General features: G+C 55.8%; 19 protein-coding genes and 1 pseudogene. 10 read left to right on the top strand and 10 right to left on the bottom strand.

Annotated elements, in window-relative coordinates:
* The first annotated feature begins 54 nt into the window (after positions 1 to 54).
* The 6 genes and pseudogenes from fliB to BTUS_RS14850 all read left to right on the top strand — a co-directional run bounded on the left by fliB (position 55) and on the right by BTUS_RS14850 (position 6,471).
* Entirely contained in the window at positions 55 to 1,290 is a 1,236-nt protein-coding gene (gene fliB / locus BTUS_RS14875) for a flagellin lysine-N-methylase (protein ID WP_322785835.1), read from the top strand.
* Between the two features lie 3 nt (positions 1,291 to 1,293).
* Positions 1,294 to 2,379, top strand: coding sequence for a HEPN-associated N-terminal domain-containing protein (locus BTUS_RS14870; RefSeq protein WP_013076887.1), 1,086 nt, complete (start codon positions 1,294 to 1,296; stop codon positions 2,377 to 2,379).
* Positions 2,380 to 2,726: 347 nt separating this feature from the next.
* A pseudogene (locus BTUS_RS14865) lies at positions 2,727 to 3,236 on the top strand (hypothetical protein); the annotation flags it as partial.
* Between the two features lie 151 nt (positions 3,237 to 3,387).
* Positions 3,388 to 3,624 carry a hypothetical protein gene (locus BTUS_RS14860; RefSeq protein WP_013076886.1) on the top strand — a complete coding sequence of 79 codons (237 nt, stop codon included), beginning with the start codon at positions 3,388 to 3,390 and terminating at the stop codon, positions 3,622 to 3,624.
* Complete coding sequence (locus BTUS_RS14855) at positions 3,621 to 6,113, top strand: AAA family ATPase (protein WP_013076885.1); 2,493 nt, start codon at positions 3,621 to 3,623, stop codon at positions 6,111 to 6,113. Before BTUS_RS14860 ends, BTUS_RS14855 begins: the two co-directional genes overlap by 4 nt.
* Positions 6,114 to 6,180: 67 nt before the next feature.
* On the top strand, positions 6,181 to 6,471 hold the full coding sequence (locus BTUS_RS14850) for a hypothetical protein (protein WP_013076884.1): 291 nt from the start codon (positions 6,181 to 6,183) through the stop codon (positions 6,469 to 6,471).
* Positions 6,472 to 6,743: 272 nt separating this feature from the next.
* On the opposite strand, the gene BTUS_RS14845 is transcribed toward BTUS_RS14850, so the two are convergent.
* Positions 6,744 to 7,151, bottom strand: a complete 408-nt coding sequence (locus tag BTUS_RS14845; protein WP_013076883.1) for a type II toxin-antitoxin system HicB family antitoxin — start codon at positions 7,149 to 7,151, stop codon at positions 6,744 to 6,746.
* 248 nt (positions 7,152 to 7,399) lie between these two features.
* Here BTUS_RS14845 and BTUS_RS19020 point away from each other — a divergent pair, with 248 nt between their 5' ends.
* The 4 genes from BTUS_RS19020 to BTUS_RS14825 all read left to right on the top strand — a co-directional run bounded on the left by BTUS_RS19020 (position 7,400) and on the right by BTUS_RS14825 (position 10,642).
* Positions 7,400 to 7,525, top strand: coding sequence for a type II toxin-antitoxin system HicA family toxin (locus BTUS_RS19020; RefSeq protein ID WP_245543334.1), 126 nt, complete (start codon positions 7,400 to 7,402; stop codon positions 7,523 to 7,525).
* A 73-nt stretch (positions 7,526 to 7,598) separates the two neighbouring features.
* Positions 7,599 to 7,925, top strand: a complete 327-nt coding sequence (locus BTUS_RS14835) for a type II toxin-antitoxin system HicB family antitoxin (protein WP_123809340.1) — start codon at positions 7,599 to 7,601, stop codon at positions 7,923 to 7,925.
* Between the two features lie 401 nt (positions 7,926 to 8,326).
* Positions 8,327 to 10,126, top strand: a complete 1,800-nt coding sequence (locus BTUS_RS14830; RefSeq protein WP_245543422.1) for an IS1634 family transposase — start codon at positions 8,327 to 8,329, stop codon at positions 10,124 to 10,126.
* A gap of 69 nt (positions 10,127 to 10,195) precedes the next feature.
* Entirely contained in the window at positions 10,196 to 10,642 is a 447-nt protein-coding gene (locus BTUS_RS14825; protein ID WP_245543333.1) for a group II intron maturase-specific domain-containing protein, read from the top strand.
* Between the two features lie 232 nt (positions 10,643 to 10,874).
* On the opposite strand, the gene BTUS_RS14820 is transcribed toward BTUS_RS14825, so the two are convergent.
* From BTUS_RS14820 to BTUS_RS14780, 9 genes are all read right to left on the bottom strand, one after another.
* Positions 10,875 to 11,225 (bottom strand): HepT-like ribonuclease domain-containing protein, encoded by a 351-nt coding sequence (locus tag BTUS_RS14820; RefSeq protein ID WP_013076880.1) that lies wholly within the window; start codon positions 11,223 to 11,225, stop codon positions 10,875 to 10,877.
* Positions 11,222 to 11,509 (bottom strand): nucleotidyltransferase family protein, encoded by a 288-nt coding sequence (locus BTUS_RS14815; RefSeq protein ID WP_013076879.1) that lies wholly within the window; start codon positions 11,507 to 11,509, stop codon positions 11,222 to 11,224. The genes BTUS_RS14820 and BTUS_RS14815 overlap by 4 nt, the downstream gene beginning before the upstream one ends.
* 304 nt (positions 11,510 to 11,813) lie before the next feature.
* Positions 11,814 to 13,268 (bottom strand): type I restriction enzyme subunit R domain-containing protein, encoded by a 1,455-nt coding sequence (locus tag BTUS_RS14810; RefSeq protein WP_218917975.1) that lies wholly within the window; start codon positions 13,266 to 13,268, stop codon positions 11,814 to 11,816.
* A 12-nt stretch (positions 13,269 to 13,280) separates the two neighbouring features.
* On the bottom strand, positions 13,281 to 13,859 hold the full coding sequence (locus tag BTUS_RS14805; RefSeq protein WP_218917974.1) for a winged helix-turn-helix domain-containing protein: 579 nt from the start codon (positions 13,857 to 13,859) through the stop codon (positions 13,281 to 13,283).
* Positions 13,843 to 17,250, bottom strand: a complete 3,408-nt coding sequence (locus BTUS_RS14800) for a hypothetical protein (protein ID WP_013076877.1) — start codon at positions 17,248 to 17,250, stop codon at positions 13,843 to 13,845. Before BTUS_RS14800 ends, BTUS_RS14805 begins: the two co-directional genes overlap by 17 nt.
* On the bottom strand, positions 17,251 to 17,376 hold the full coding sequence (locus BTUS_RS19120) for a hypothetical protein (RefSeq protein ID WP_280990923.1): 126 nt from the start codon (positions 17,374 to 17,376) through the stop codon (positions 17,251 to 17,253). It lies immediately after the preceding gene.
* 487 nt (positions 17,377 to 17,863) lie between these two features.
* Positions 17,864 to 19,372: a type I restriction-modification system subunit M gene (locus tag BTUS_RS14790; RefSeq protein ID WP_013076875.1), complete on the bottom strand. Its 1,509-nt coding sequence runs from the start codon at positions 19,370 to 19,372 to the stop codon at positions 17,864 to 17,866.
* Positions 19,369 to 21,210, bottom strand: coding sequence for a type I restriction-modification enzyme R subunit C-terminal domain-containing protein (locus tag BTUS_RS14785; RefSeq protein ID WP_218917973.1), 1,842 nt, complete (start codon positions 21,208 to 21,210; stop codon positions 19,369 to 19,371). The genes BTUS_RS14790 and BTUS_RS14785 overlap by 4 nt, the downstream gene beginning before the upstream one ends.
* A complete protein-coding gene (locus BTUS_RS14780) occupies positions 21,158 to 22,999 on the bottom strand; it encodes a type I restriction-modification system subunit M (RefSeq protein WP_013076874.1) in 1,842 nt (613 codons plus the stop codon). The genes BTUS_RS14785 and BTUS_RS14780 overlap by 53 nt, the downstream gene beginning before the upstream one ends.
* Between the last annotated feature and the right edge of the window lie 83 nt (positions 23,000 to 23,082).

The raw sequence follows: 23,082 nt of genomic DNA, 5'->3' as shown, positions 1-23,082 counted from the left end.
TTTGGCTGAGGAACTGCCAAAAAGGAGATTTGAAAGTTGGAGATACGAAATCGCGTGAAGGTGAGCCCGGCTCTCGTACCCCAGTATCTGCGAACGTTTTCCTGCATCGGTCCGAACTGCGAAGACACGTGTTGTAAAGGATGGACTGTCTCTATTGATGAGACGACCTTCATAAAATATAAGCGTGTGCGCGATCCCGTGTTGACCCGTCTCTTTGAGAAGCACATCCAACGGGTGAGATCGAACCGCAGTCCGGACAACTTCGGAAAAATAAAAATGGATCGCGAAGGGTTGTGTCCTTTTTTGTCTGAAGACAAATGGTGCAAGGTCCAGCTTCAATTGGGAGAGGATTTCTTGTCAGATACGTGCGCGACATACCCCAGGGCTATCCACAAGGTCAACGGCGTACTGGAGAGGTCTGCGACATTGTCGTGTCCGGAAGTTGCCCGGCTGGCGCTGTTGCGCCCGGAGCCTATGGAGTTTGACCTGTTGGAGGAACCGGAGGATACCAGACAGGCGGCCCGTCTGGTACTGAATGCGGCGGATCCGTCCAATGCGGCCAAACCCGCAAAATATTTTTGGGAGTTGCGGGTTTTCACCATTCAGGTCCTGCAAAACCGCACCTATGCTCTCGCGGATCGCCTGCTTTGGTTGGGATTGTTTTACCGGAAGGCGGACGAGTTGGCCCGAACGGGACAGGCGGACGGCATCCCGGCTTTGATCGGTTCCTACCTGCACTGGATGGAGCAGGGAGATCTTCACGAGCATCTGAATGCCATTCCCGCGCAATCTCCCATCCAAATGAAGTTGCTCAAGGAACTGGTGGACATCCGGTTTTCTCTGGGCATTTCCAGTCAGCGCTACCTGCAGTGTCTGGCCGAGTGCCTGCACGGTCTTCAGTACACGGCGGAAGAGCCGGTGGAAAACATCGCTGCACGCTACGAGAAGGCCTATGCTCACTTCTACGCACCGTTCATGGAAGAACACGGATACATCCTTGAAAACTATCTGGTCAACTTTGTCTTCAAGAACCTATTCCCGTGCAGCGGCCGTCCATCCCTCTTTGACGACTATGTGCTGATGGTTCTCCATTACGCTCTGATCAAAATGCACCTCATCGGCATGGCGGCCTTCCACCAAGGACTGACGCCGGACCTGACCGTTCGGCTCATCCAATCCTTTTCCCGAACCGTCGAACACAACCAGATCTACCTCCGCCGCATCGAGGGCCTCCTGAAGGACAACGGCTACGCCACCTTGCCGTATATGGCGATCTTGATCAGGAATTAGGGGATGCGGTACACAATGGCATCATCAAGGCCTGGTGAGACCCATGTGTACACACCAACCTTTTATTCTATCTGTACTGTGCATAGGATTGAGTGCCACAAATCCGAGTGGGAACATGCGATGAACAGTCTTGGCTGGGACTCCAGTGAAGGAGGCTGGCAAGGAGAAGTTATCGACACATGGGAACTCCTTGAATATACGGGCTTGATCATACATGAGGACTCTCACCGAGAAGACATCCTCAACGCTCTGGGAATGGATACGGAATGGTGTCGCAAAGATCCTTACGGGGAAACGGAGGATGAGGGGCTATATTTCGATTGGATGTATTTTTGTGAGTATGTAAAACATGAAAATCGGTACTTTTTTCATCAGGTTTCAATCGAGAGTGATCGGTCACTGGATGCACGGTCATATGCGGCTGAAATCCTATTTTTTCTTGGTAAAATTGTCACCGAGTTGGGCATGATCAAAACGGTCCAGGTCGGGAGTGTTTTTTTCAGAGGGAGGATAAACGACAACCTCCAGCCCTATACATCGGTTACCGATCTTGGGCCCGTTCCAAAGAACAAGGCTGTTTCGTCCAACCGTATGAGTGCGACGGGTATTCCCATGTTTTACGGCGCGGAGGATCGGGAAACTGTTCTGGCCGAGATTGCTACAGGGGACGAACCCCTGGATGCAAGTATTGGCGTATTCCGTACATTGCGAACCCTCCGCGTGCTGGATCTGGTTGAAATGCCGAAAGAGTCAAGTCTGTTTGACCCCGAGAAACGCAGGTGGCGCGGTCCGATCATATTTTTGAACAATTTTGTCAGGGATATCTCAAAGCCGGTCGAAAAAGACGGTAAAGAACATCTGGAATACGTGCCCACGCAGGTGGTGGCGGAGTATTTTCGGTATGCTTTCAGACTGCCCGGAGGAGAACGGCTTGACGGGATCCTCTATCCGAGCACGCGCAGGCCGGGCGGCAAACATTGCGTCCTCTTTTTAACCCAGAAAGATTGTACCGGCAACCTGAGAGATCCTAAGTTAGGAGAAAAGGCTCTGTTATTGGCGTCTAGTGAAAGGATGATCCACTGTACTTGACGAAATGTATAGTAACGGGGACGAGTGCCCCTTCGGGCAATGTAGTTGGATAAATCGAAAGGGATGGCCAGTTGTCTGTCGAATGATTATCCCAGGTGGTGATCATCTTGTGCATCTTTGTCTGAGATCTGACACCTGAAGAGGGAAATGAACTTGTGAAGAGGGCTCGCAAAGGATCCAACCCCGTTGAAGTGCGACGGGCTTTGGTCGTGTTGGCTTCCGCTCAAAAGATGAACATGCCGGAGATTTCCGAGTTGTATCACCTCTCTCAGGGCACATTCGTCATCTTATTGATGCCTTCAATCAGCATAGAGTGGAGGACTTAAGACCCCGGGTACAGGGGCGGACGACCGCGGACCTCTACCGAAGAACAAAGAGCCGCGATCATTGAGTTGGCCCAGATCCCGCCAAACACCCTGGGTTTGCCCTTTACCCATTGGTCACTGTCCAAGCTCAAAGAGGAGGCCGAAAGGCGGGGCATCGTGACCTCCATGAGCATGGAGACCATTCGCGTCATTCTGGAGGAAGTCGACATTACCGACCAGCACACAAGACATGGAAAGCCTCGAATGATCCTGAGTTTGCGGTATCACCGCTCTGAACGGCTGTACGTAGTTTTGGACAATTTGTACCTCACAAATCGTACTGTGACTGAGTGGGCTGCAGAAAATGACGTGGAACCGATTTTCGCACGGACCCAGGCATCATGGTTGAACCGCATCGAATGCCATTTTTCGCCGTTACGATCGTTTGTGTTGCGCGGGAGTCACTATCCCAATCACGAGGCGTTGGCCACAGCGATTCGGTCGTGCCTGCGTTGGCAAAACGAGCATAACTGCCATGCAAACCTTCAGTGACGGAGCTCATAGACTGGAGGAAACCGAAAATGAACGTACAAAGGGTATATGTACAGCGACTTTTCGGAAACAGCAATTTATAGATCTCTAAGGGATTGGGAGCGTCATAATACTCCATGTAAGATCTTGAACGGGGAGGAGGATGCACAATATGACGGCATTTCGGTTTGACGAATCCAAGGGCTTTGACGAGAATCTCGAAGCCTTTCTGGACCATATGGCCTCCAAAGACCCGGAAATGGAAGCTATCTTCCGGGCGCACGTAGCAAAGCTGAAAGGGGTTATCGACGATGCTCGCCGTCGTGCTGTACGATCTGAATTCAATGTCAGTGTGAAATCGTCCCTCGATGAACTGCTTGCTTCTTCAGAGAAAGAGGTGAGTTCATGACCCGCTATTTCCTCTCCCGCGTCAAAATAGAGGGGTTCCGGGGAATCAATAACGAGTCCAATCCCCTTGATGTGCGATTTCGGACGAACGCAGTGAATTCCGTGTTTGCGGCAAACGGCGTGGGCAAGAGTTCTATATTTGAAGCTCTTAGTTATGCTATCCGCGGAAAAGTGCCCAGGCTGGAAGAATTTCAGGCCCAAGAGAAACCGGAAGATTATATTTGCAACATGTTTCATTCCCAAGGTACGGCCACCATTGAGATTGAACTCACGCCCGACGATCAAGCTTCTCCTGTCACTATCCTGGTTCAACGCGACAGTAGTGGTAACCGAATCGTGACGAGTCCTTCCGGCCATCCGAATCCTCAAGGACTCCTAGCGAATTTGGACGCAGACTTCACGCTTCTCGATTACCGGACCTTCAATCGATTTATTGACAGCGTGCCACTTGAGAGGGGCCGTTCTTTCTCAGCTTTGCTTGGCTTGTCGAGCTATTCGGATTTCCGTCAAGCCCTTCAAGCAGTGAGTGACACTCGTGTACTCAACTCTGACTTCGATATTACCGTCCTCCGTACCGAAGTCCAAAATGCGAAGGATGCGGTACAGACTGTGTCTCGAAGTCTTGAGGCATCCTACCAAGGACTCACGGGCAAAATGCTTACGGACTTGTCGCAAATTGAACAGTGTGTTGCCGATGTGCTCGAAGTACTTGCAGGTATCGAACTCATCAAAGACCATGTTGAAGGCAAAGATTTTAATCAGATCGATTTCGATGCAATCAAAGAGACGATCAAGATGGCAGAAGGTGGTGAGAAGCGTCGGGAGCTTGAGAATACGATTCAAAAAATTGTCGAGCTTGAGTCGTTGGGGCAGGCCGATCATGTCTCTACCTTGGCCGAACAAGAGGTTATATGTCTGTTGCTTCGGGAAAAAGATGCTCTTCTCAAAGCAACACGCGGCGACCTGTTTAAGAGGTTATATGAAGCAGCAAAAGCTCTCCTTGATGGAGGCGAATGGGAAGAACCTAATAAATGCCCACTGTGCGAAAGCGATCTAAAGATCGAGATTAGTGAGTTGGTAAGAAGACAGATTGATCAGTATAGCCACGTTGCGGCCAAAGCTGCTGACATAAGGTCGAGCTGGTTTTCAGCTACTTGGGTCAGACGGTTGCAAACGTTGGAGCGAGCTCAAACACTGGAAGTTGCTGAGCAGGAGAAGATTACGACTTCACTTTCACAAAGGGCCTCTTCTGGTGAATTAACACTTGCTGACGTCGAAGCCGCGATCGCCATATTGGATAATCTTGAGAAAAAACGGACCGAAGCACTTGCCGTAGCGAAGGCTCGGAAGGACGAACTGGAAAAGGAACTGCCTCCATCACTTGTAAGATTGACAGAGCAGGTTGAATACAGCCGCCAGTTTCGCGAAGCACTCCACCAATATTGTAAGAAAGTCGTTCAACAAGCCAAGGTGGAATCGAAGCTGCGTATGAGGGAGCGTTGGCAACAGTTTATAAAAAACGCTGCGGCGGTGTTCGAAGAGGCGGAAGCCGATATGTCACGCCGAAAAATCTCAGCGATCGATGCTGAATACAAATCTATGTTCGGACAGATCGTACAGATTAACGAAATCGTTCCGGAGCTTCAGCGAGATGAACGAAGACAAAATCTGCACCTTCAACTCAGTGATTTCTACGGCCAGAGTGGGGTTTCTGCTAAAGCCCTCCTGTCGGAGAGCTATCGTAACGCTCTCGCAATTTCGGTTTTTCTTAGCGCCGCATTAAAGCATAAGGGTCTGGCCAGGTTCGTCGTGCTTGACGACGTGACATCCAGTTTCGATGCGGGTAATCAGTATAGTCTCATGGAAGTGATTCGATCCAGTCTTCAGCACCCAAGAAATCCGCATGGACCACAGTTCATCATACTCAGCCACGACAGTTTGCTTGAAAAATACTTTGATAAGCTGGGCAATAACGCCGATTGGTATCATCAGAAGCTACAGGGATGGCCGCCGACGGGAGCCGTTATGAGTCAAAGCCAGGATGCCAACCGTCTCCGGGAAACTGCAATACATTTACTCAATGCTGGACAAGTTGACGCGGCAAAGCCATTGATTCGCCATTATCTGGAGTTCAAATTACTTCAGATCATCAGCAAGGTCCAGATTCCTGTCCCGCTCGATTTCGTGATGAACGACCACAGGAAGATGGTGTCCAACTGCCTGAACGCTATTAACGCTGCTGTCCACCTACATAAAAAGGCCGGTGATTTGGTACTCGACGACGCCCAGGTGGAGGCTCTTGATAAGATTCACCTACCAGCGCTCCTTGGTAACTGGGTGAGTCACTATGAGACAGCGTCGACTAGTCTGGCGCCACCCGTATTGAAGGGCGTTCTGAAAACAATCGATGACTTTGCAGAATGCTTTAGATTTGTTGACAAATCCAACGGATCTAGGAGTTGGTACAAATCGTTATCAAAGAAGATGTAATCAGGATGGAGAGGATGGTGATAGGTGATGGGTATCGTCGTCTTCACCTGTTACGAGGAGATAACCCATGCCTGACAAACTCGACTTGATTCTGCAAAAACTTGATTCGATTGAATCCAAGGTTTCAATAATGGACGAACGCCTCCTGCACGTCGAATCCATACAGAAACAACATGGCGACATGATTACCCAAGTTATCGGCATCGTTGCGTCAACCAATCAGAAAGTCAGCGACATGCAGACGGACATTTCTGCTCTCATAGAAGGTCAGAAACGCCAAGACAAAATCATCGAATCACTTGCCCTCCGCTCGCTTGAGCAGGAAACCGAGTTGCGAGAAATCAAGCGGGCGAAGTGAAAACAAATGATGCATACGGCAATCTCCCGAAAGGCCATTGGGAGATAAGTTTTAACGAAAAAGTAATTTAGTCGTCCAGTTTGGGCAACATTGCTCCAAGTAGACCCCCATGCCGCTGGGGCGGCACCAGCAGCAAGATGAAAATGGGTCGGTGTTGAACAGTTACATAGGTGGCTGGTGAAGGCAGGTCGTCACCCCTCCTTAGTTAAGGTGCTATATATTTCGTCAATTTTTATGGAAACTCCTCTCTATATTTTCCAGGCCCTTTCATGTTAAGAGCGTTTGTCGATGAATCCAAGCTGTTCCTTTAGGGCGTATTGAAGAACCTGCGAGAAGTTGATCCCTTCCTTTTCGGCTGCGTCGTTCAGCCACTTGGGAATGGTCAATGTTTTCTTGACCGCCCTTTTCTGCATCTCGTCGTGGATTGGCTCAGTACGGGCCTGGATCAATGTGACGAAAGCACCAGGGCTGGTGTCGTCTGGGATCTGTACTTTAGCAGGATTGGAAGGAGTCGGGATTTCATCCCCGTCTTGTTCCATGCCGTACAGGTGGAGGGCCATCGCTTCAGAGGCCATCTTCAATGCTTCTTCCAGGTTGTCGCCTTCTGTAACACAACCAGGAAGGTCGGGAAAAGTGACAAATCTGGCGCAATCTTGGCGCTCAACCATGGTTTTGGGCATGGTATAGTGGGGGTGGAAAGGTATGCCCGCTGGATGGTACGGAGCGGTGAGGATGGCGTTATGTAGACAGGTGGTTTTCCGGGAAAAAATTTCTCCATCCTCTTGCACTATAGTATCATATATAGTACTATAAATGCAGGAGGTGGAGCATGGCAAGGGTAGAGAAAATCGTCCCAAAAATGAAGAGCCGCCCAAACGGGATTAGATACGATGAAGCCGTCAAGGTCCTGAGGTAATACGGATACGAGTTGGTTCGGACGAAAGGTTCGCATCGGCAGTTCAGAAACCAAGACGGCGATGTCATCACACTGAAAGAACAAAACCCATTGAAGGCGGCGTATGTGGAGGAAATCATCAAGCGAATCGGGGAGTGACAGGCTCCTCGTCCGTTCAACTCCATTCTGCCCTTGCCAGAGAACAATGGCAAACAAAGATGTTTCGTATTACATGAATCTTCCATACACCATTCAGATTAAACCGCGAGACGATGGTGATGGTTTGTACTACTTCGCCAAAGTTCTGGAACTGGACGGTTGTATGAGTGACGGGAAAACTCCGGAGGAGGCATTCCAGAACATCCGGGAGGCCATGGAAGGCTGGTTGGAAGTGAAACTCGAGCATGGCGATTCGATCCCGGAGCCGGAGTCTGACGACGAATACAGTGGTAAGTTTGTCGTGAGAGTTCCGAAGAACTTGCACCGAGAACTTGTTATGAAAGCACGTCAAGAGGGCGTGTCGTTGAACCAGTATGTGTTGCACAAGCTAAGTCGGTAAGTTTTCGAGCGGCACGATTAGGACTGCTATGTTACCGCTACCGTGAAAATCCATAGATTGGCATAGAAAAAGGCCCCTACAGAGTCCAACGGGTGGAATAGACTCTTAGAAGAGGATACTATTGTAAATCTATGCAGGTGTTCTGGCTTCCAGTGTTACCTTGTATCTGAAGCGCTCCAGACGTTTGACGCTGTTTCGGATCGCCGTCTCTCGTTGCTTTTCTTCGAACTCAAGTTTGACAGTTGGGGCCCTTACCCGGATGCTAATTCCGCGCTGCTGCGCGGTTTTTTCATGGGTTAGGGCTACGTGCGGACCGAAAACGTAGGTCAAACTTTTTTAGATGTATATATCGATATTATCGAGTTTTTATGCTATATCTGTGGATATGAATCTCAACGGTGGTGACCCCGTTGTTCGCTCAGATTGTATCCACAAAGAAACCCGATGGTAAGACCTACAAATACCTTCATATCGTCGAGTCCTATCGAGAAGGCGGGACCGTCAAAAAACGCCGCGTGGCGAGCCTCGGCAACATCAGTCAGTACTCCGAGCGGGAGATTGAGCAGATTATCCGTACACTTGAGTCACTCCTACAACACCGAACGACCGGTTCGATTGACGATCTGGAGACCCATCGCGTTCTGCAGTTTGGTGTCCCCTATGTGGTTCAATTTTTGTGGAATCAACTCGGGCTGTCGGAGGCCATCCGGCATGCGCTGAAGGACCGAGAGGTCACTTTTGATGTGGCACGGTATGTGCAGGCGATGGTCATTCATCGGCTGGTTGACCCCTCCAGCAAGCTCCATCTGTTTCAGACCCTGGATGACCTGTATCTGCCGGATGCAGGTTCTGAACCGTGGCAGCTTCAGCATTTTTATCGGGCACTGGATTACCTCATGGACATCAAACCTCAGCTGGAGCGGGCGTTGTACAGCCGGTTGACGGACCTGCTCAATTTCAAACTGTCTTTGGTCCTGTATGATTTGACCAGTACACATCTGTATGGGCATGAGTGCCCCTTGGGAGAGCACGGATACTCGCGGACCCATCGTCCGGACTTAGAGCAAGTGGAACTGGGACTCCTGGTGACTCCAGAGGGCATTCCCATCACCCATGAGGTGTTTGCGGGGAACGTCTCCGATAAGGAGACCGTGCCGGACATCTTGACGCGCCTGAAAGAACAATTTTCCGTCGAGCAGTGCGTGTTCGTGGGCGACCGGGGGATGGTCACGGAAAAGAACATGGCCTTGATGGCGGAGGCTGGGTTTCCGTACATCGTGGGGTTTCATAAACGCGGCCGAATCGTGAGCGACAGGTTGTTGGAGGAGTTTGCGGATCTCACGAATTATGTTCAGCTCAAGGACAATCTGTATTACCTCGAGGTCCCTCGCAACCGTGTGGAGGATGACGAGAAGTCGGACGGCGTACGGTACATCCTGTGCTACAACCCGGAGAAGGCGGCTCATGATGCCGCATTTCGGGAGAGTGCGATGGCAGAGACGGAGGCGGGACTCCTGGCCTTGGCGGAGCAGTTGATGCAGACAAGGCGCGGGCGCAAGCCGACGAATAAAGGCGTCATGCTCAAGGTGGCGGATCTGTTGACGGAAAAAGGGGTCGAGGCGTTTTTCCACGTGGACTACCAAGACGGTGTACTGACGTATGCTCGGGACGAAGGGGCCCTTGCCAAGGAGGCTCTGCGGGACGGGAAGTTCTTGATTCGGACGAACACGACCTTCCCGGCCGGGGACGTGGTGTTGTCTTACAAAACGCTGATGGGGATTGAGCGGGCGTTTCGACAGATCAAGAACTTCCTCGATGTGGGGCCTGTTTATCACTGGAACGAGAAGCGGGTGCGAGGCCACATTTTTGTCTGTGTGTTGGCGTATCTGTTCGAACAAGAGATGCAGGTGTTATACCGCAGACAATGGCAACGGGAAGCCGAAGCGGTGAGGGCCATCGAAGATGAGAAGGAGCGCGATCAGGAACAAGCGGAACTTGACCAGCGCTGGTACACCGGAGAAGCCATTGTGCGTGAATTGAGACGGTGGCAGGCTGTGCACGCGACGTTCCTGGACAAAGAGTTTCTGAGCGTGACCAGGGCCAGCGAGAGGGTGAGGCGCATCCTTGCCAGCCTAGGTATTCCAATGCCGTCCAAGACGATCTGGGTTTCGGAATCTGAACGTGTCCGGAAGATGGACTAGCACCAGACAATAGACGCATCGCCAGCCAAATACGATTTCCGGCCCCGCAGGCATGCGGGGCTAAAGCGCGTGTGGTACAAACTTGAGCCTACGAACCCGCATCAAATCAAGGGTACTGTCAAACTTGAGGTCAAGGCAAAGATCCGAGCCCTCACGGCGAGGAACACGCCGATCGCCATGGAGGAACGAATCCGACGGCTGAACACGTATCTGGGCGGCTGGATCGGATACTTTGCCCTGGCCGAAACGCCGAGCACGTTCGAAGAAATCGAAGGGTGGATACGGCGGAGGCTGCGGATGTGTCTTTGGAAACAGTGGAAACGGGTCCGGACGCGATATCGTGAACTGCGTGCACTGGGACTGCCGGAGTGGGTGGTACACCAATTCGCCAATGCCCGAAAAGGGCCGTGGCGAATGGCCCATGGGCCGATGAATCGAGCCCTGGGCAACGTCTACTGGCAGGCCCAAGGGTTGATGAGTTTAACCGAACGTTACCGAAGGCCTCGTCAATCTTGATGAACCGCCGGATGCGGACCCGCATGTCCGGTGGTGTGAGAGGACGGGGGCTAGCCGCCCCCTCCTACTCGATACACCGACTTCGCATATTTCACTATTCATTAATTCTTACACCAAGACGAATTGATCGGGGAATAACCCCCTCACTTCAGACCACAGCACGCTTTCACCTCTTTGCTTTCCTCTGGACTCGCAAACTTCGGAGAGCTCCCGTGATGACAGCGGGGGATTGTTATGTGATCTCTCCGATTTCCTGAATGGCCTTCTCAATCCACGGCTTCACTTCCGGCAGATTTGTTTTAATAATTTCCCAAACAATGCTTTCATCGATCCCGAAATACTCATGAATAAGAATATTCCTTAGACCAATCATCTTCTTCCATGGAATCTCCGGATATTTACCGCGTATTTCATCGGAAACATTTTTTGACGCTTCACCAATCACTTCCAGATTACGAATAACGGCATCCACCATCATCGGATGACGAAAAAAGGCGTCATAATCGACTCCTCTGGTGTAATCAGCAATCTTGTTCATGGAGTCCAATATATCTTTCAGATAGAGCAGACTGCGGTTTTTCATTGAAATTGTACCTCTCGAATAATGTCATCCTTCATCATCGGCTTCAATGCCTGAACCGTTACCAAATCAACCGGTTTGTTGAATACAGATTCCAGATACTCCTTCAAATCAAAAAATTCAAATCCAACCGGTTTGATGAACTCGACCAAAATGTCGATGTCACTGTTCTCCGTATGTTGGTCCCGGGCGTAAGATCCAAACACACCGATCCTGCTTACAAAAAACTTCTCAGCCAGAAACGGCTTCTGTTCTTTAAGAATTTTTTCAATATCCTCGCGCTTCATCGAAATCGCCTCACATCTGCAATATGCCGATCCTTTACTTGCCGTTGACAGTCCCACCTGCTTTCCTTATTCAACATTATATCAAAACCGTCCTGTTCTTAAAGCTGAAAAGACCGCCTGGAATTTTTCGAAAACAAGTGCATGTATCGGACACAATCCTCGCTTGCCAACAGGCCCCATCACTTGGGTCGGGTGGGGTCTATTTGGTATGCCCAAAAAGCCTACAGCCACCGGCCCCGTTTGACGCTTACCCGTAGACAACGTCCAAGCGAGATGGCGCCGGACGGCCTCGTCTGGGTCCTGGCTACCTCGCGCTGCCAGGTTCGCCGTAGGTCAATGCGAACACCGTATCCGTTAGCCAGCGCCGGAACCCTTCGTTGTCGCTGAACTGCTTAAAGAGTTCGGTGTCATCCTGCAGCAGCGCGATCATGACGCGACCGAGCGCCTTGTCGTGCTCGATGCGTGCGTTCTGTTTGTCGGAATATTTGCGTGCGTTCTGGTAGGCGGTGTCGGCCGCCACACGTGCCGGAATCTCCTCGATGATGAGTTTGCGGACCCGATCGGCGTCGGTCCAGGGGATGTTGCCGAACTGATCGTTAAAAGCCTTGATGATATTCGAGAGACGGTCCAGCTCCGGTTCGGGCTTATGTCCCCCGCCCACCGTGGGCAGCGGTTCGATCTCGGCGTCCGCATCGGCAAGCGCGATCCTCATGGTCGCCTGTTTCTCGACCCGGTAGCTGTCCATGTCGATCGCCTCGAGGATGCCCTTCGAAAGGTCCTCCTCTTTCGGCGCCGGCAATTTGGGCACCAGGAAGTTGAGGAAAATCGATAGCTTCTCCCACTCGGCGTTGGTGTAGGGGAGGATCGAAGACAGAAAATTATACGTTCGCAGAAACGCCTTGGCCTTGCCTTTGAAGTCGACCTGACCGTCTTCGTCGAGGTGCTCCATGTAGGTGGTCACACAGGCGTCAAGGATCGGGTCGAGACGGTCGCGGTCGGCGCCGTCCAGGTACAGCCGTACCAGTTCATCCACCTCTTCGGGCGCGTACACCTGGTACCCGTCCAGGTCGGCCTTGAGGTCGTGCAGCTTGTTCGGGTCGGTCTCGTCCGCGAGGATGGTCGTCCGGTAGTAGGGCTCGAAGGCCTTTTGGATCGCCTCCGGGTCGTTGACAAAATCGAGGACGAAGGTATCATGCTTCTGCGGATGGGCGCGGTTGAGGCGCGAAAGTGTCTGCACGGCCTTGACCCCGGAGAGCACCTTGTCCACGTACATCGTGTGCAATAGCGGCTCGTCGTAGCCGGTCTGGAATTTGTCGGCGCAGATCAAAAACCGATACGGGTCCTCCCGGATCTTGTCGGCGATCTGGTTCGAGGGAAAACCGTTGAGGCTGGCCTCGGTGACCTGTTGCCCGCCGTACTCGTGCTCCCCCGAGAAGGCCACAATCGCCCGATAGGGGCTTTTGCGCTCGGCAAGGTACGCCTGAAAAGCATGGAAGTACTGGATGGCCCGCTCGATGCTGCCGGTCACCACCATGGCCCGCGCCCGGCCGCCGATCTTGCCCTTTGCAATCACTTGCTCGTGAAAATGGTCCACCATGATCTCGGCCTTGAGCCGAATGGCGTGCTCGTGCCCCTCGACGAAGCGGCGCAGCTTCTTCTGCGCCTTTTTGACGTCGAATTCCGGGTCGTCCTCGATGGTTTTGATGAGCTTATAGTAGCTCTTCACCGGCGTGTAGTTGGCCAGCACATGGATGCGCAATCCATGCGTTCTCTACTGGTTCTCCTCCTTCGTGAGCCATTTATGACCCTGCTCAGAGATCTCCCAGATGCCGTAAGGCGAGTCGCCTTTCATCAACCCTTCTCGAACGAGCGTGTTTCGGCACCATTGGGCGGTGTTCCGCCAGCGGACGGCCCGCGGATCGGATGGCAGAGGCTCACGGTCGTACTCGTTCAGGACGCCTTTCATCTTCTGCTCGACTCGGCTCAGGACTTCGCCGATGGGCGCACTGCCGCCCAGTTCCACCAGCGTTTCCATTATGGGGCGCCGGAAGGCGTCCTCCGGGGTACGCAAGCCGCGGGGCAGGCGGGCTCTGGATCTGCGTCGGCCTTTTTCTTTTCGGGCGCGCGGCTCCGACGCGAAAAGTCCGACCCATTCCTTCTGGAGCCCTTTGACCTTTTCGCGAAACTCAGCCAGCCGGGTTGCTTCCTCAATGGCGGAATTGGCTTTGTCATAATCGCCGGCACGGAAGGCCTGCGCGCCTTCCTCGTTCAGCGCATTGGCGACGGCCTCGATCTCCTCAAGGAGGATCTCAAAAGCCTCGTTGACTTCGTTCTTATCCACGGCGCTCACCTTCAAGTAGATTCCGGAACTCCAGAAATCCACGGCTGCCAAGATAGTGGATGATCCGCTCTGCCTCCTCCCCAGCGGTGGGATTCCGCAGTGCCACCTCAAGAATCCTTCGGAAATGATCGCGGCCTGCAGAGAGGTTCCACCCTTCACGGTCCCCTTCGGCAATTATCCTCAGGCATTGAGCTGATTCCACAGGATGGGTTTCCACAGTCCTTGCAAGATGCTCCAGCACCAGATGATAGAGGTCCGTCTTGTGCACGAGTTGGAGCGATTCGGAAAGCTGCGCAATGGCCCAGGCTACGTCGAACTTATCCGACACAAGCCACCAGCCAAAGGCGGCCATTTCTTTCTCGAAATCGGAGGGCTGTTGTGCCTTCTTGGCGATGGCAAGACGCAGTTCCCACAGCTGCTTGAGCCGATCCAGGATTTCTGCTGGAATATCCCCTTCCGTTTGCTTCAAAGCCCGCCCTACGAACTCTATGGCGTGACCCCGAAGGCCGTCTGGCGCCTTTTCCCAAAAGGCCGTAAGCAACGGGTCCTCAAGTGAGAGCTTGCCACGCCAGTAGAACGCCATGAGGTGCTCCGCAAGCCTCTCGTCCGGGTTAGCGAGCCACCGGGTGTCGTCGCGGCGGCAGCCTATCCGCTCCACTGCATGGCGGTATTGCTCGCGGAGAATGTCCAAAATGTTGTCATAAGGGCTGCAGAATGTTACGTAAGTGTTCCACGCGGTCTCGAGAAGCGCCTCTTCACCTTGGCCAATTGGGAAGATTCTCGCTGCACTGTCACGTGCCCACTCGGAATCCAAAAGGACGAGCCACGGGAACCACTGGCCGTAGACCGCGCGAATGGCGAGCGACGGCTCTTGCGCCACGTCGAGATGGGCGTCCAGCACTTCCCGGACCTCGGGCATCTCATCGAAGCCCCTGCGAGGCTGATCCTCGGCGTCTGCTTGGCCTTCCATGTGCCGCCGCACCCAAAGGGCATAGCGGACGACGGCGTGCATAGCCTCACCCCGGGTGGTGTTGATTGCGAGCGTGGCCGGGTCCATGTTGGAGCCACCGTAACGCTCCTCGTGCTCCGGCGTAGGTTCGGGGTCTTCGGTCAGTGGTTTCAGAATATGCCACACCTTTACGCGAAGGCAGATGTGGACGCTGCCCGGACCATCGTCAAAGCCGGCGGAGAGTAAGTCCGCGATCGCCTTGCGTGTCCAGCCCCAGTCGGGGTCGGCTTCCATTTCTTCTCCCACCTGCCTGCCCGGGGTCTCCCGCGGCTGTGACAGCGCCCATTCGCAGAGATCCAAAACCGACTCCCAATCGAAAGCTCCGCCTTGCTTCAAGGCGTCCCGGAGGCCGGACAGGACAGCGCGGATGTATGTCGGGTCCAGGCCCTGGAAGCGTTTAGCCTCGACTGCGAAAGGTCCCGGATCTTGCGCGACGACGGATGACAGCACGCGGCCCAGCCCCTCCGGAGACGGCTCGCGGAAAGCATTGTCCGGAGGCCTCCACGTCTTGAGGAATTCCACGATCTCCTGGACGGACATCGCTTTGAGCTCATCGGCTGACTTGGGGCTCGTCGGCCCCACCCATCCGCCTTCCGTGTACACCGGGAACTCGACATGATCCGGCTCGCCGTATTTCCCAACAAGCTCTCGATAGCATTCCTGCCACTCTCCCGGCAGGTTCTCGGGCCTGATCCTGGCCAGCCAGTCCCGCTGCCAGATTTCGCGGTAGCGGGCAACGGCGTCATCGGACGGCGGAGAACCCGTCGCCTCCTCTCGCCATTGCTTGAACTTCTCCACGTCGGGGCCGACCTCGATCCATTCTAGGATCGTGGCTCGATCCTCGTGCGTTAACCGCTGGAAACAATCCCGCAGCAGCAGCACGTACTCGTGCTGCAGGCCGACGTCTTCGAACAGCGCTCGGTCAGTCAGCCTCTCGGCCGCAAGCGCTTCCGCTTGGTCAGGAAATACCCGGAGGGCGTGCAGCGCGATGCGTCGGAAAACTCTCCAGGGTCTGCGCTCGAGGGCGTTCACGACCTCTTCGACAGTCCCGTGCCCGGACAACACGACGAGCTCCGCAGCGTCGCGGACCGCCGTGACGAGGGCATCCTTGATGGTGTGACCGTCGTTCTGGAGATGGTCCTCGACAGCGGGCCGCCAGATCACGGAGTAGTCCTCGGGTCCCTGATCGTCGTCACGGCGTCGGGAAAGCCGAATGGCCCTGTCCAACAGATCGCACAGCAGCTCCAGCGAGGGGAGACCGGCCGCCCTTACCACTTCTGGATAGTGTTTCTTAAGAATCTCCTCGTAATCCCAGGTGTCGAAGCGCGCCCGCGGCTCCGGCGGGAGCCGGTAGTCCTCTTCCGGCGCGGCCTCCACGCGGCGTTCGTCCGGAAGGACGTCCAGCAGCACGCGCGCCACACGCAGCGCTTCCTCAGTCAGGCCACCTTTCGCCCAATGCTCCATGAGCTGCCCTAGTTTGTCCGGCAGCAGCCAATAAGGACGCTTCGCCCATTGCGCCGCCTTTTCCACAAGCTGGGCTGAAACAATGGGCGGCATGGCGAGCAGGGCGTCCAGGAGGTCCGAGAGCACGGCGGCGTTGTCGGTATCGTGCATCTCCTGGATGATTTCGGCTACGCGCTCCGGCTTGCGCAGCGCCATGCAGGCGAGGTACCGCGCCTCAGGCCACGGCGGAAACCGGATAGTTCCTTCTTCCTCATCTCGGATCGACGCCGGAGGATGCCGGAAGAAGCCCTTTTGTCGAAGTGGCTCAAGCCACTCCGGGTTTTCGAGGCGGTCAAAGAAGTAACCGCGCGTCACTGCGTTGTTCGGTATCTCCTGGGCGAGTCGCTTGAGATCGTCCTTGGTGGGCACAGGTTTGGCCAAGAGCTCGTCCAGCATCCTAATCCAGGTGAGGAAGTGTTCGCGCAAGGATCGCAGCAGGACATCGAGCAGAGCCTGGCTCTGATCCCAGAGCTCGCTTATCTCCCTCGGGGGCCGTGGCGCATCGAGACCGCGACGATGTGCGAGACGGTGGAGATTGTCGGCAAGCTCGAACCAGGCACGCGCCTCAGGTGCATCCTCCTGGATCCCTAACGAGCGGAGGATCGCAAGGATTTCCTCTTTTTGGGACGCCGACCCCGCCAAGTCCCCAGCACCGTTTTGGGCCACGGGTCGGAAGACCTCACGAAGTGCGCTTTCGAGCTCGCGCAGCAAGTGCGCCACCAGGTGCGCCGTGCTCTCGAGCTGATGGGAATTGGCCATCAGCCAGCAAGCATCTCGGAAGAGCGCCGCCGGGCCGGGGCCAACAACCTCCCTCAGTTCCTCATAGATCCCTTGCTGCCGCGGATCCGAAAAGTGAAAGGCTTGTAGCCTCCGGCCTTCCTCTTCCATCTATAGCTCCCCCCGGAAGGCCTTGTCCAGCATGGACTGCTCGAGGCGCCTCAATTCCTGGTCCGTCTCTGACTGAGCGGATTTGAAGGCGCGGATCTTCTCTTGCACCGCCTCCAGGTGCGCCACAATCCGCCCCTGCTCGTCAAGGGGTGGGAGGGGGATGAGGGCGTTCAAGATTACCCCGGGTTTTAACCTTTGCCGACTTCCTGTTGCTCCGGTGACATCTAATCGTACCTGTGAGACAAACCACTCTGTCATTAGGAGCTTGCCAAGGTAGTCCAGATCTAGAACGTTAGGATTGGGCCGCAAGGGCATGAATTCGGTTGATGCAACCGGCATTCCATCTTGAGGTACTCCGGCAACCACCCAGGCGCGCGGAATACGCGGGTTGAGCTTCGAGAAAAGACACACGCCCGGTCCTATGACGACCTTGCTACTGCCAATTTGGCTACCGTCCAGCCGTTGGGGTCTTTGACTTTCGTCGTAAGCAGGAATGCTGTAGAGGTAAAAAGTTGCCTTAGGGGACCGTCTAGGGTCTACCGTCCGCCGTTCACATTGGCACACCTCCCCCAACCGCACCCAGCGCCAGCCTTCGGGGAGTTTGTAGGGTCCCTCAGTCATGGGCAGCCACCTCCCCGTTGTTGTTGCCGAGGAGTTCGTTCAGCTCCTCCACGATGCTCAGGATCTCCCGTTCGCGCTCAAGGAGACCCGCCACGATCTCCACCGGCGAGGGAAGCGCCTCGGCCTCCTTGCGGTTCGGGTTGCGGGCGGTGAGGTCGTAGCCGCGCGACTTGACCTCGTCGGCAGGAACAATCCACGAACGCTCGGAAAGGCACGCATCGCGCGGCCCCTGGCCTTTGCGGTAAGCGTCCCATGCTTTCCAAAGCCGGCGCGCCTCTTCAAAGTGCTCGTCCTGGATGGGGCTTCCCTTGCTGAACTTTTTCAAGCCCTCCGGGAGAGGCAGCTCGTAATACCAGATATCCGTAGTCGGTCCGGGCCGCTCAAAGAAGAGGAGCGCTGTCTTGACATCGGAATAGGGCGCAAAGGTGCCGGGCGGGAGGCTCACCACGGTATGCAGATTGAACTGCTCCAGGAGGACACGCTTGACGTCGGCGAAGGCGCCCCCCCGAAAGAGCGTCCCTTCGGGCACGACCATCCCGCAGCGGGCGCCGTCCCGGGGCTTGAGCTTCTTCATGATGTGCTGGAGGAAGAGGAGCTCGGTAGCCGTGGCCTGCACCGGGAAGTTGGCCTGGATGTGCCGGCCTTCTGTGCCCCCGAATGGGGGATTGGTGAGCACCACATCGTAGCGCTCGGTGACGTTGCGGATATTCTCCTCGAGGGTATTGCGCCGCATCACGCGGGGGGCGGTCACGCCGTGAAGCACCATGTTCATGAGGCCCAGGAGGGCCGGCAAAGGCTTCTTCTCCTGGCCAAAGAAAGTTTTTTCCTGCAGGGTCTTGTGGTCTTCCAGGGTACGCTCGGATTTTATCATGAAGAGGTAGGCCTGAGCCAGGAAACCACAAGTGCCACAGGCAGGGTCGTAAACGGTCTCGCCGATCTGGGGGGCGACGAGCTCCACCATAAAGCGCACCACCGGTCTCGGCGTGTAGAACTCGCCGGCCAGCCGGTTCTCGCTGCCCAGACGGCGGAGCAGCTCTTCGTACACCTGGGAGACGGTGAAAATGTCGTCCTGACTGTGGAAGTCGATGCCGTTGATGATGGTCAAGACATCCTTGAGGTTGTAACCCGAGGCGCAAACAATAACGTTGCGCTCGGCGAACACGCTGCGGATCGTCTCGCGCAGCGGATCACCTCCCAGACTCTGAAGGTAGGGAATCAACCGGCCGTGGACGAACTCCAGCAAGCGATCAGCGGGCCAGTCCTTCGTAGCCCACGCGCTCCAGCGCAGGTCGCCATCCAGAATGCGGGTGTAGGGGCGGCCGGCAAGCTTCGCTTGAGTCTCCCACTCCTCTTCCTGGGCGTCCAAGAAGCGCAGGAAGAGCAGCCAGGCCAGATGCTCGATGTATTCCATGACGCCGCCGCAGTTGTTGTCGCGACGCAGGATGTCGCAGGCCCGCCAGATTTCGTTGGCAAGGGATTCTCGGGTTTGAGGTCCGTTCATGCTATTATCTCCTCAGCGTAGATTCGTTTTTGCATTTCCTTCAGAGACTGACCGAGTAACTCTGCACCGCCGAACCACCCGCTGATCCTGGCGGCACCGCCCCACTCTCGGAAGGGTGAGACCCCGAAAATCTCCGGCTCAAGCTGCTCGATGCCGCCGATGCGGTATTTGTCGAGAAGCTCCAGGATGACCTTGCGAGCATCTTCCTTGTGAGCGGCAATGAAGGCTTGCTCACGGTTTCGGAACGCGGCGGCCCGCTCACTGCGGGTATGAATGGGACCGCCGAAAGCGAGGTGGCTGAGCAGGTCAAAAGCGTCCGCCTCCGGTTGACCCAGCACCTCGGCAAGCACCTCGGGATGGATGCTGGAGCGGCGCAGCTCTTCCAGGAAAGCGCGGCGGCGGGCGCTATCCACCCAGATGTCTCGCAGGGCTGCGCGGCTGTCGGCAGACCGCAGAATGCGGCGTTTGGTGTAGTCGCGGTATTGCTCGAACGTGAGCTGCTCGCCTGTGGACTCGATCAGGAATATCGCCTCATCGGCAATGCTCACCTCGAGACCTTCCACCCGAATCTTTCCGCCCTTTTTCCTCGCCGGCTTGAGGCCAACAGCTTCCCGAATCGTCTGGTCTGTCACCGTTTCCACGCCGATGGTGCGGCTCACAAAGCCCTTGGCGCTCACCATGAGCTGGAGGTTGCCGGCGGGAAGGCGGTCAAAACGGAAACGGCCATTTTCGTCGGTCTGGATCGGGCCTCGCTGGCTGTTGGGCCCGGTTCGGACGCTAACTCGTGCGCCGACAATCAGGTCGTTTGTGTCGGCATGAAATACTACCCCCTCTAAGACAGCAGTCTGTGGGCCATTAGGCGGCTCCGGCGGCGGCAGCGGAGGACGATCCCATTCATCAAAGAGGCGGGTCGCGCCCGTGTAGTCGATAATGCGGAACCAGTGCTTGTCTGTGGCGGGATCCAGGCGACTGCCGCGTCCGATGATTTGCTTGAACAGAATGGGCGAAGACAGCGTCTTCATGAACACGATATTGCGGCACGAAGGGACATCGACACCGGTCGAGAGAAGTTCCGCCGTCGTCGCCACAACCGGGGCAGGTTTGTCCGAGTCGGCGAAGGCCTCCAGCCAACGGCGACCTTCTTCGCCTTCCTCAGAGATGATGGGGACGGCGTAGTTGTCGAGCCCGGTCTCGGGTCCGAATTCGTCCTGAAGCAGACGGGCGACCAGCCGCGCATGCTCCATGTCCACACAGAAGACCATGGTCTTTTCCATCGCCCCGAAGCGGCGAAAGAGCCCGGCCAGATGGCGCACCATCTCCCGGGTCCGGTCCGGAAGGGTGATCTCCCTTTCGAACTGGGGCGTGGTGTAGACCTCGCGCGGCTCCACATCTTCGGGGATAAAGACCTCCGCTCCCTGTTCTACGGCTTCATTCAGATGCAACCCAGTCGCGTCAACAGTCGTTCGCACACGATGCACCTTGTAAGTGGCCAGGAAGCCGTCCTCGATGCCCTGGCCCAGGCTGTATTGATACGCTGGCGGCCTCCAGGTGCCCCGGCCCGGGTCGTCCGCATCAATGGCAACCTCGGGTTCTTCAGCGCAGAAGTAAGCGTAGGTGTCCACATTTTCGTCCTGTTTGGGCGTGGCGGTCATGCCGAGTTGCATGGCGGTGCCGAAGTGATCGAGGATCTCCCGCCAGGTCCCAAAACCCGAACGGTGGCACTCGTCGATGATAACGAGGTCAAAGAAGTCTCGCGGAAATTTCTCGAAGAGGCGTTTACCCGCCTCATCCGGGCTCCACAGCGTCTGATAGATCCCGAAGTAGAGGTCCCGCGTCAAGTTGGCCGGATGCCCTTCCGCCCAGGTCCTCGATGCCGGGCTGGCAGAGACAGCGCGTGTCGCGCAGCTCCGTGTCCGGTTCATATTCCACCACCCGGGGCTTGCCGGCGATGACAACCTCAAACAGACCGTGCAGCGGGTCGGGCGCGGTGCCGGGTTTGTGAATCTTTTTGATCACCGGCGGTGCGTCCTCCGCCCGCTCGGCCGTTTCCCGAAGCGCCTTGATCTCCTTGGCGGTGTAGGCGCGCTCGGGGTCGATGCCTTTCAGGCGCAGGGGACGTTCCACCGTCACCTTCCAGTAGCCGAAGGCCGCGTTGGGGAAGATCTTGGACTGCTCGGTCTCCTCAAATTTGAGGAAGGTGTCGAGGACGCGACGGATGTCCTCTTCGGACAGCTCACAGTTCTTCTTGCCCAGGTTCTTGCGCAGGGGCTTGTACCACTGGGTGGCATCGATGAGCTGCACGCGGCCTTTGCGGTGCCCGGGCTTCCTGTTCGTGAGCACCCAGACGTAGGTGGCGATGCCGGTGTTGTAGAACATGTTGAGCGGCAGGGCGACGATCGCCTCGAGCCAGTCGTTCTCGATGATCCAGCGGCGGATGTTGCTCTCGCCCTGGCCGGCGTCCCCCGTAAACAGCGACGAGCCGTTGTGCACCTCGGCGATGCGACTGCCGAGCGGGGTGTCGTGCTTCATCTTGGAGAGCATGTTCACCAGAAACAGCATCTGGCCGTCGCTCGAGCGGGTGATAAGCGACAGCTCCTCGCCCCGGTGTTGCACGACGAATCGCGGATCCTTGATGCCGGCCTTGCCGCCCATGCGCTCCAGGTCGCTCTTCCAACTCTTCCCGTAGGGCGGATTGGAGAGCATGAAGTCGAAGGTGCGGCCGGGGAAGGCGTCGTTGGATAGGGTCGAATGCTCCGGTCCGCCGACGATGTTGTCGGCGGCATCGCCCTCGCCCTTGAGCAAAAGGTCGGCTTTGCAGATGGCGTAGGTTTCGGCGTTGATCTCCTGTCCGAAAAGATGCACCGAGACCTGTTTGCCGCGTTCTTTCGCCAGTTGCAGGAGGGTTTCCTCGGCCACCGTGAGCATCCCGCCCGTGCCGCAGGCGCCGTCGTAAAGAGGATACGGGCCGGATTCGATCCGGTCGGCGATCGGCTCGAAGACCAGATGGGCCATCAGCCTCACGGCGTCCCGCGGCGTCCAGTGCTCACCGGCCTCCTCGTTGTTCTCCTCGTTGAAGCGGCGCACCAGCTCCTCGAAAATGGTGCCCATGGCGTGGTTATCGAGGCCCGGTAGGCGCACGCTGCCGTCGCTGCCCAGGACCGGCTGGGGGCTCAAATTGATCGAGGGGTCGAGGAATTTCTCGATCAGGGTCCCCAGGGCGTCGGCTTTGGCCAGGCGGGGGATCTGGTTGCGGAACTCGAAGTTGTCGATGATCTCCTGCACATTGGGCGAGAAGCCATCGAGGTAGGCACGAAAATCCGCCTCCAGTTGCTGGCGGCTGGCACGCGCCTTGAGGTCGCGCAAGGTGAACGGCGAGGTGTTATAAAATGCCTGTCCGGCCGCCATCCGAAGGGCGGCGTCCTGGTGCGTGATGCCCGCCTTGTCAAGGGAGGCCTTCATCTCGAGCACCGCCTGCTTGGTGGGCTCCAGCACCGCATCCAGCCTGCGGATAACGGTCATCGGGAGAATGACATCGCGGTACTTGCCGCGCACGTACAGATCGCGCAACACGTCGTCGGCGATGCCCCAGATGAAATTCGTGATCCAGGTCAGTTGGCCGTTCTCCATGTCAAATTTCCTCCACCTATAACGTCTAACATCAAAATTACACCAGATTGTGCGAAATGACCAGGGCCTGTTTTCGGCACTCG

The sequence above is a fragment of the Kyrpidia tusciae DSM 2912 genome, assembly GCF_000092905.1.
Taxonomy (GTDB): Bacteria; Bacillota; Bacilli; order Kyrpidiales; family Kyrpidiaceae; genus Kyrpidia; species Kyrpidia tusciae.
This window is presented reverse-complemented; position numbering and strand designations above follow the sequence as displayed.

What these genes read in the sequence shown, in the direction of transcription:
- BTUS_RS14860 (WP_013076886.1), top strand. Translation starts at nt 3,388, where the DNA reads ATGACGGCATTTCGGTTTGACGAATCCAAGGGCTTTGACGAGAATCTC.
- BTUS_RS14850 (WP_013076884.1), top strand. Translation starts at nt 6,181, where the DNA reads ATGCCTGACAAACTCGACTTGATTCTGCAAAAACTTGATTCGATTGAA.
- BTUS_RS14780 (WP_013076874.1), bottom strand. Translation starts at nt 22,999, where the DNA reads ATGGAGAACGGCCAACTGACCTGGATCACGAATTTCATCTGGGGCATC.
- BTUS_RS14855 (WP_013076885.1), top strand. Translation starts at nt 3,621, where the DNA reads ATGACCCGCTATTTCCTCTCCCGCGTCAAAATAGAGGGGTTCCGGGGA.
- BTUS_RS14820 (WP_013076880.1), bottom strand. Translation starts at nt 11,225, where the DNA reads ATGAAAAACCGCAGTCTGCTCTATCTGAAAGATATATTGGACTCCATG.
- BTUS_RS14835 (WP_123809340.1), top strand. Translation starts at nt 7,599, where the DNA reads ATGAATCTTCCATACACCATTCAGATTAAACCGCGAGACGATGGTGAT.
- BTUS_RS14815 (WP_013076879.1), bottom strand. Translation starts at nt 11,509, where the DNA reads ATGAAGCGCGAGGATATTGAAAAAATTCTTAAAGAACAGAAGCCGTTT.
- BTUS_RS14845 (WP_013076883.1), bottom strand. Translation starts at nt 7,151, where the DNA reads ATGCCCAAAACCATGGTTGAGCGCCAAGATTGCGCCAGATTTGTCACT.
- BTUS_RS14800 (WP_013076877.1), bottom strand. Translation starts at nt 17,250, where the DNA reads ATGGAAGAGGAAGGCCGGAGGCTACAAGCCTTTCACTTTTCGGATCCG.
- BTUS_RS14870 (WP_013076887.1), top strand. Translation starts at nt 1,294, where the DNA reads ATGCGGTACACAATGGCATCATCAAGGCCTGGTGAGACCCATGTGTAC.
- BTUS_RS14790 (WP_013076875.1), bottom strand. Translation starts at nt 19,372, where the DNA reads ATGAACGGACCTCAAACCCGAGAATCCCTTGCCAACGAAATCTGGCGG.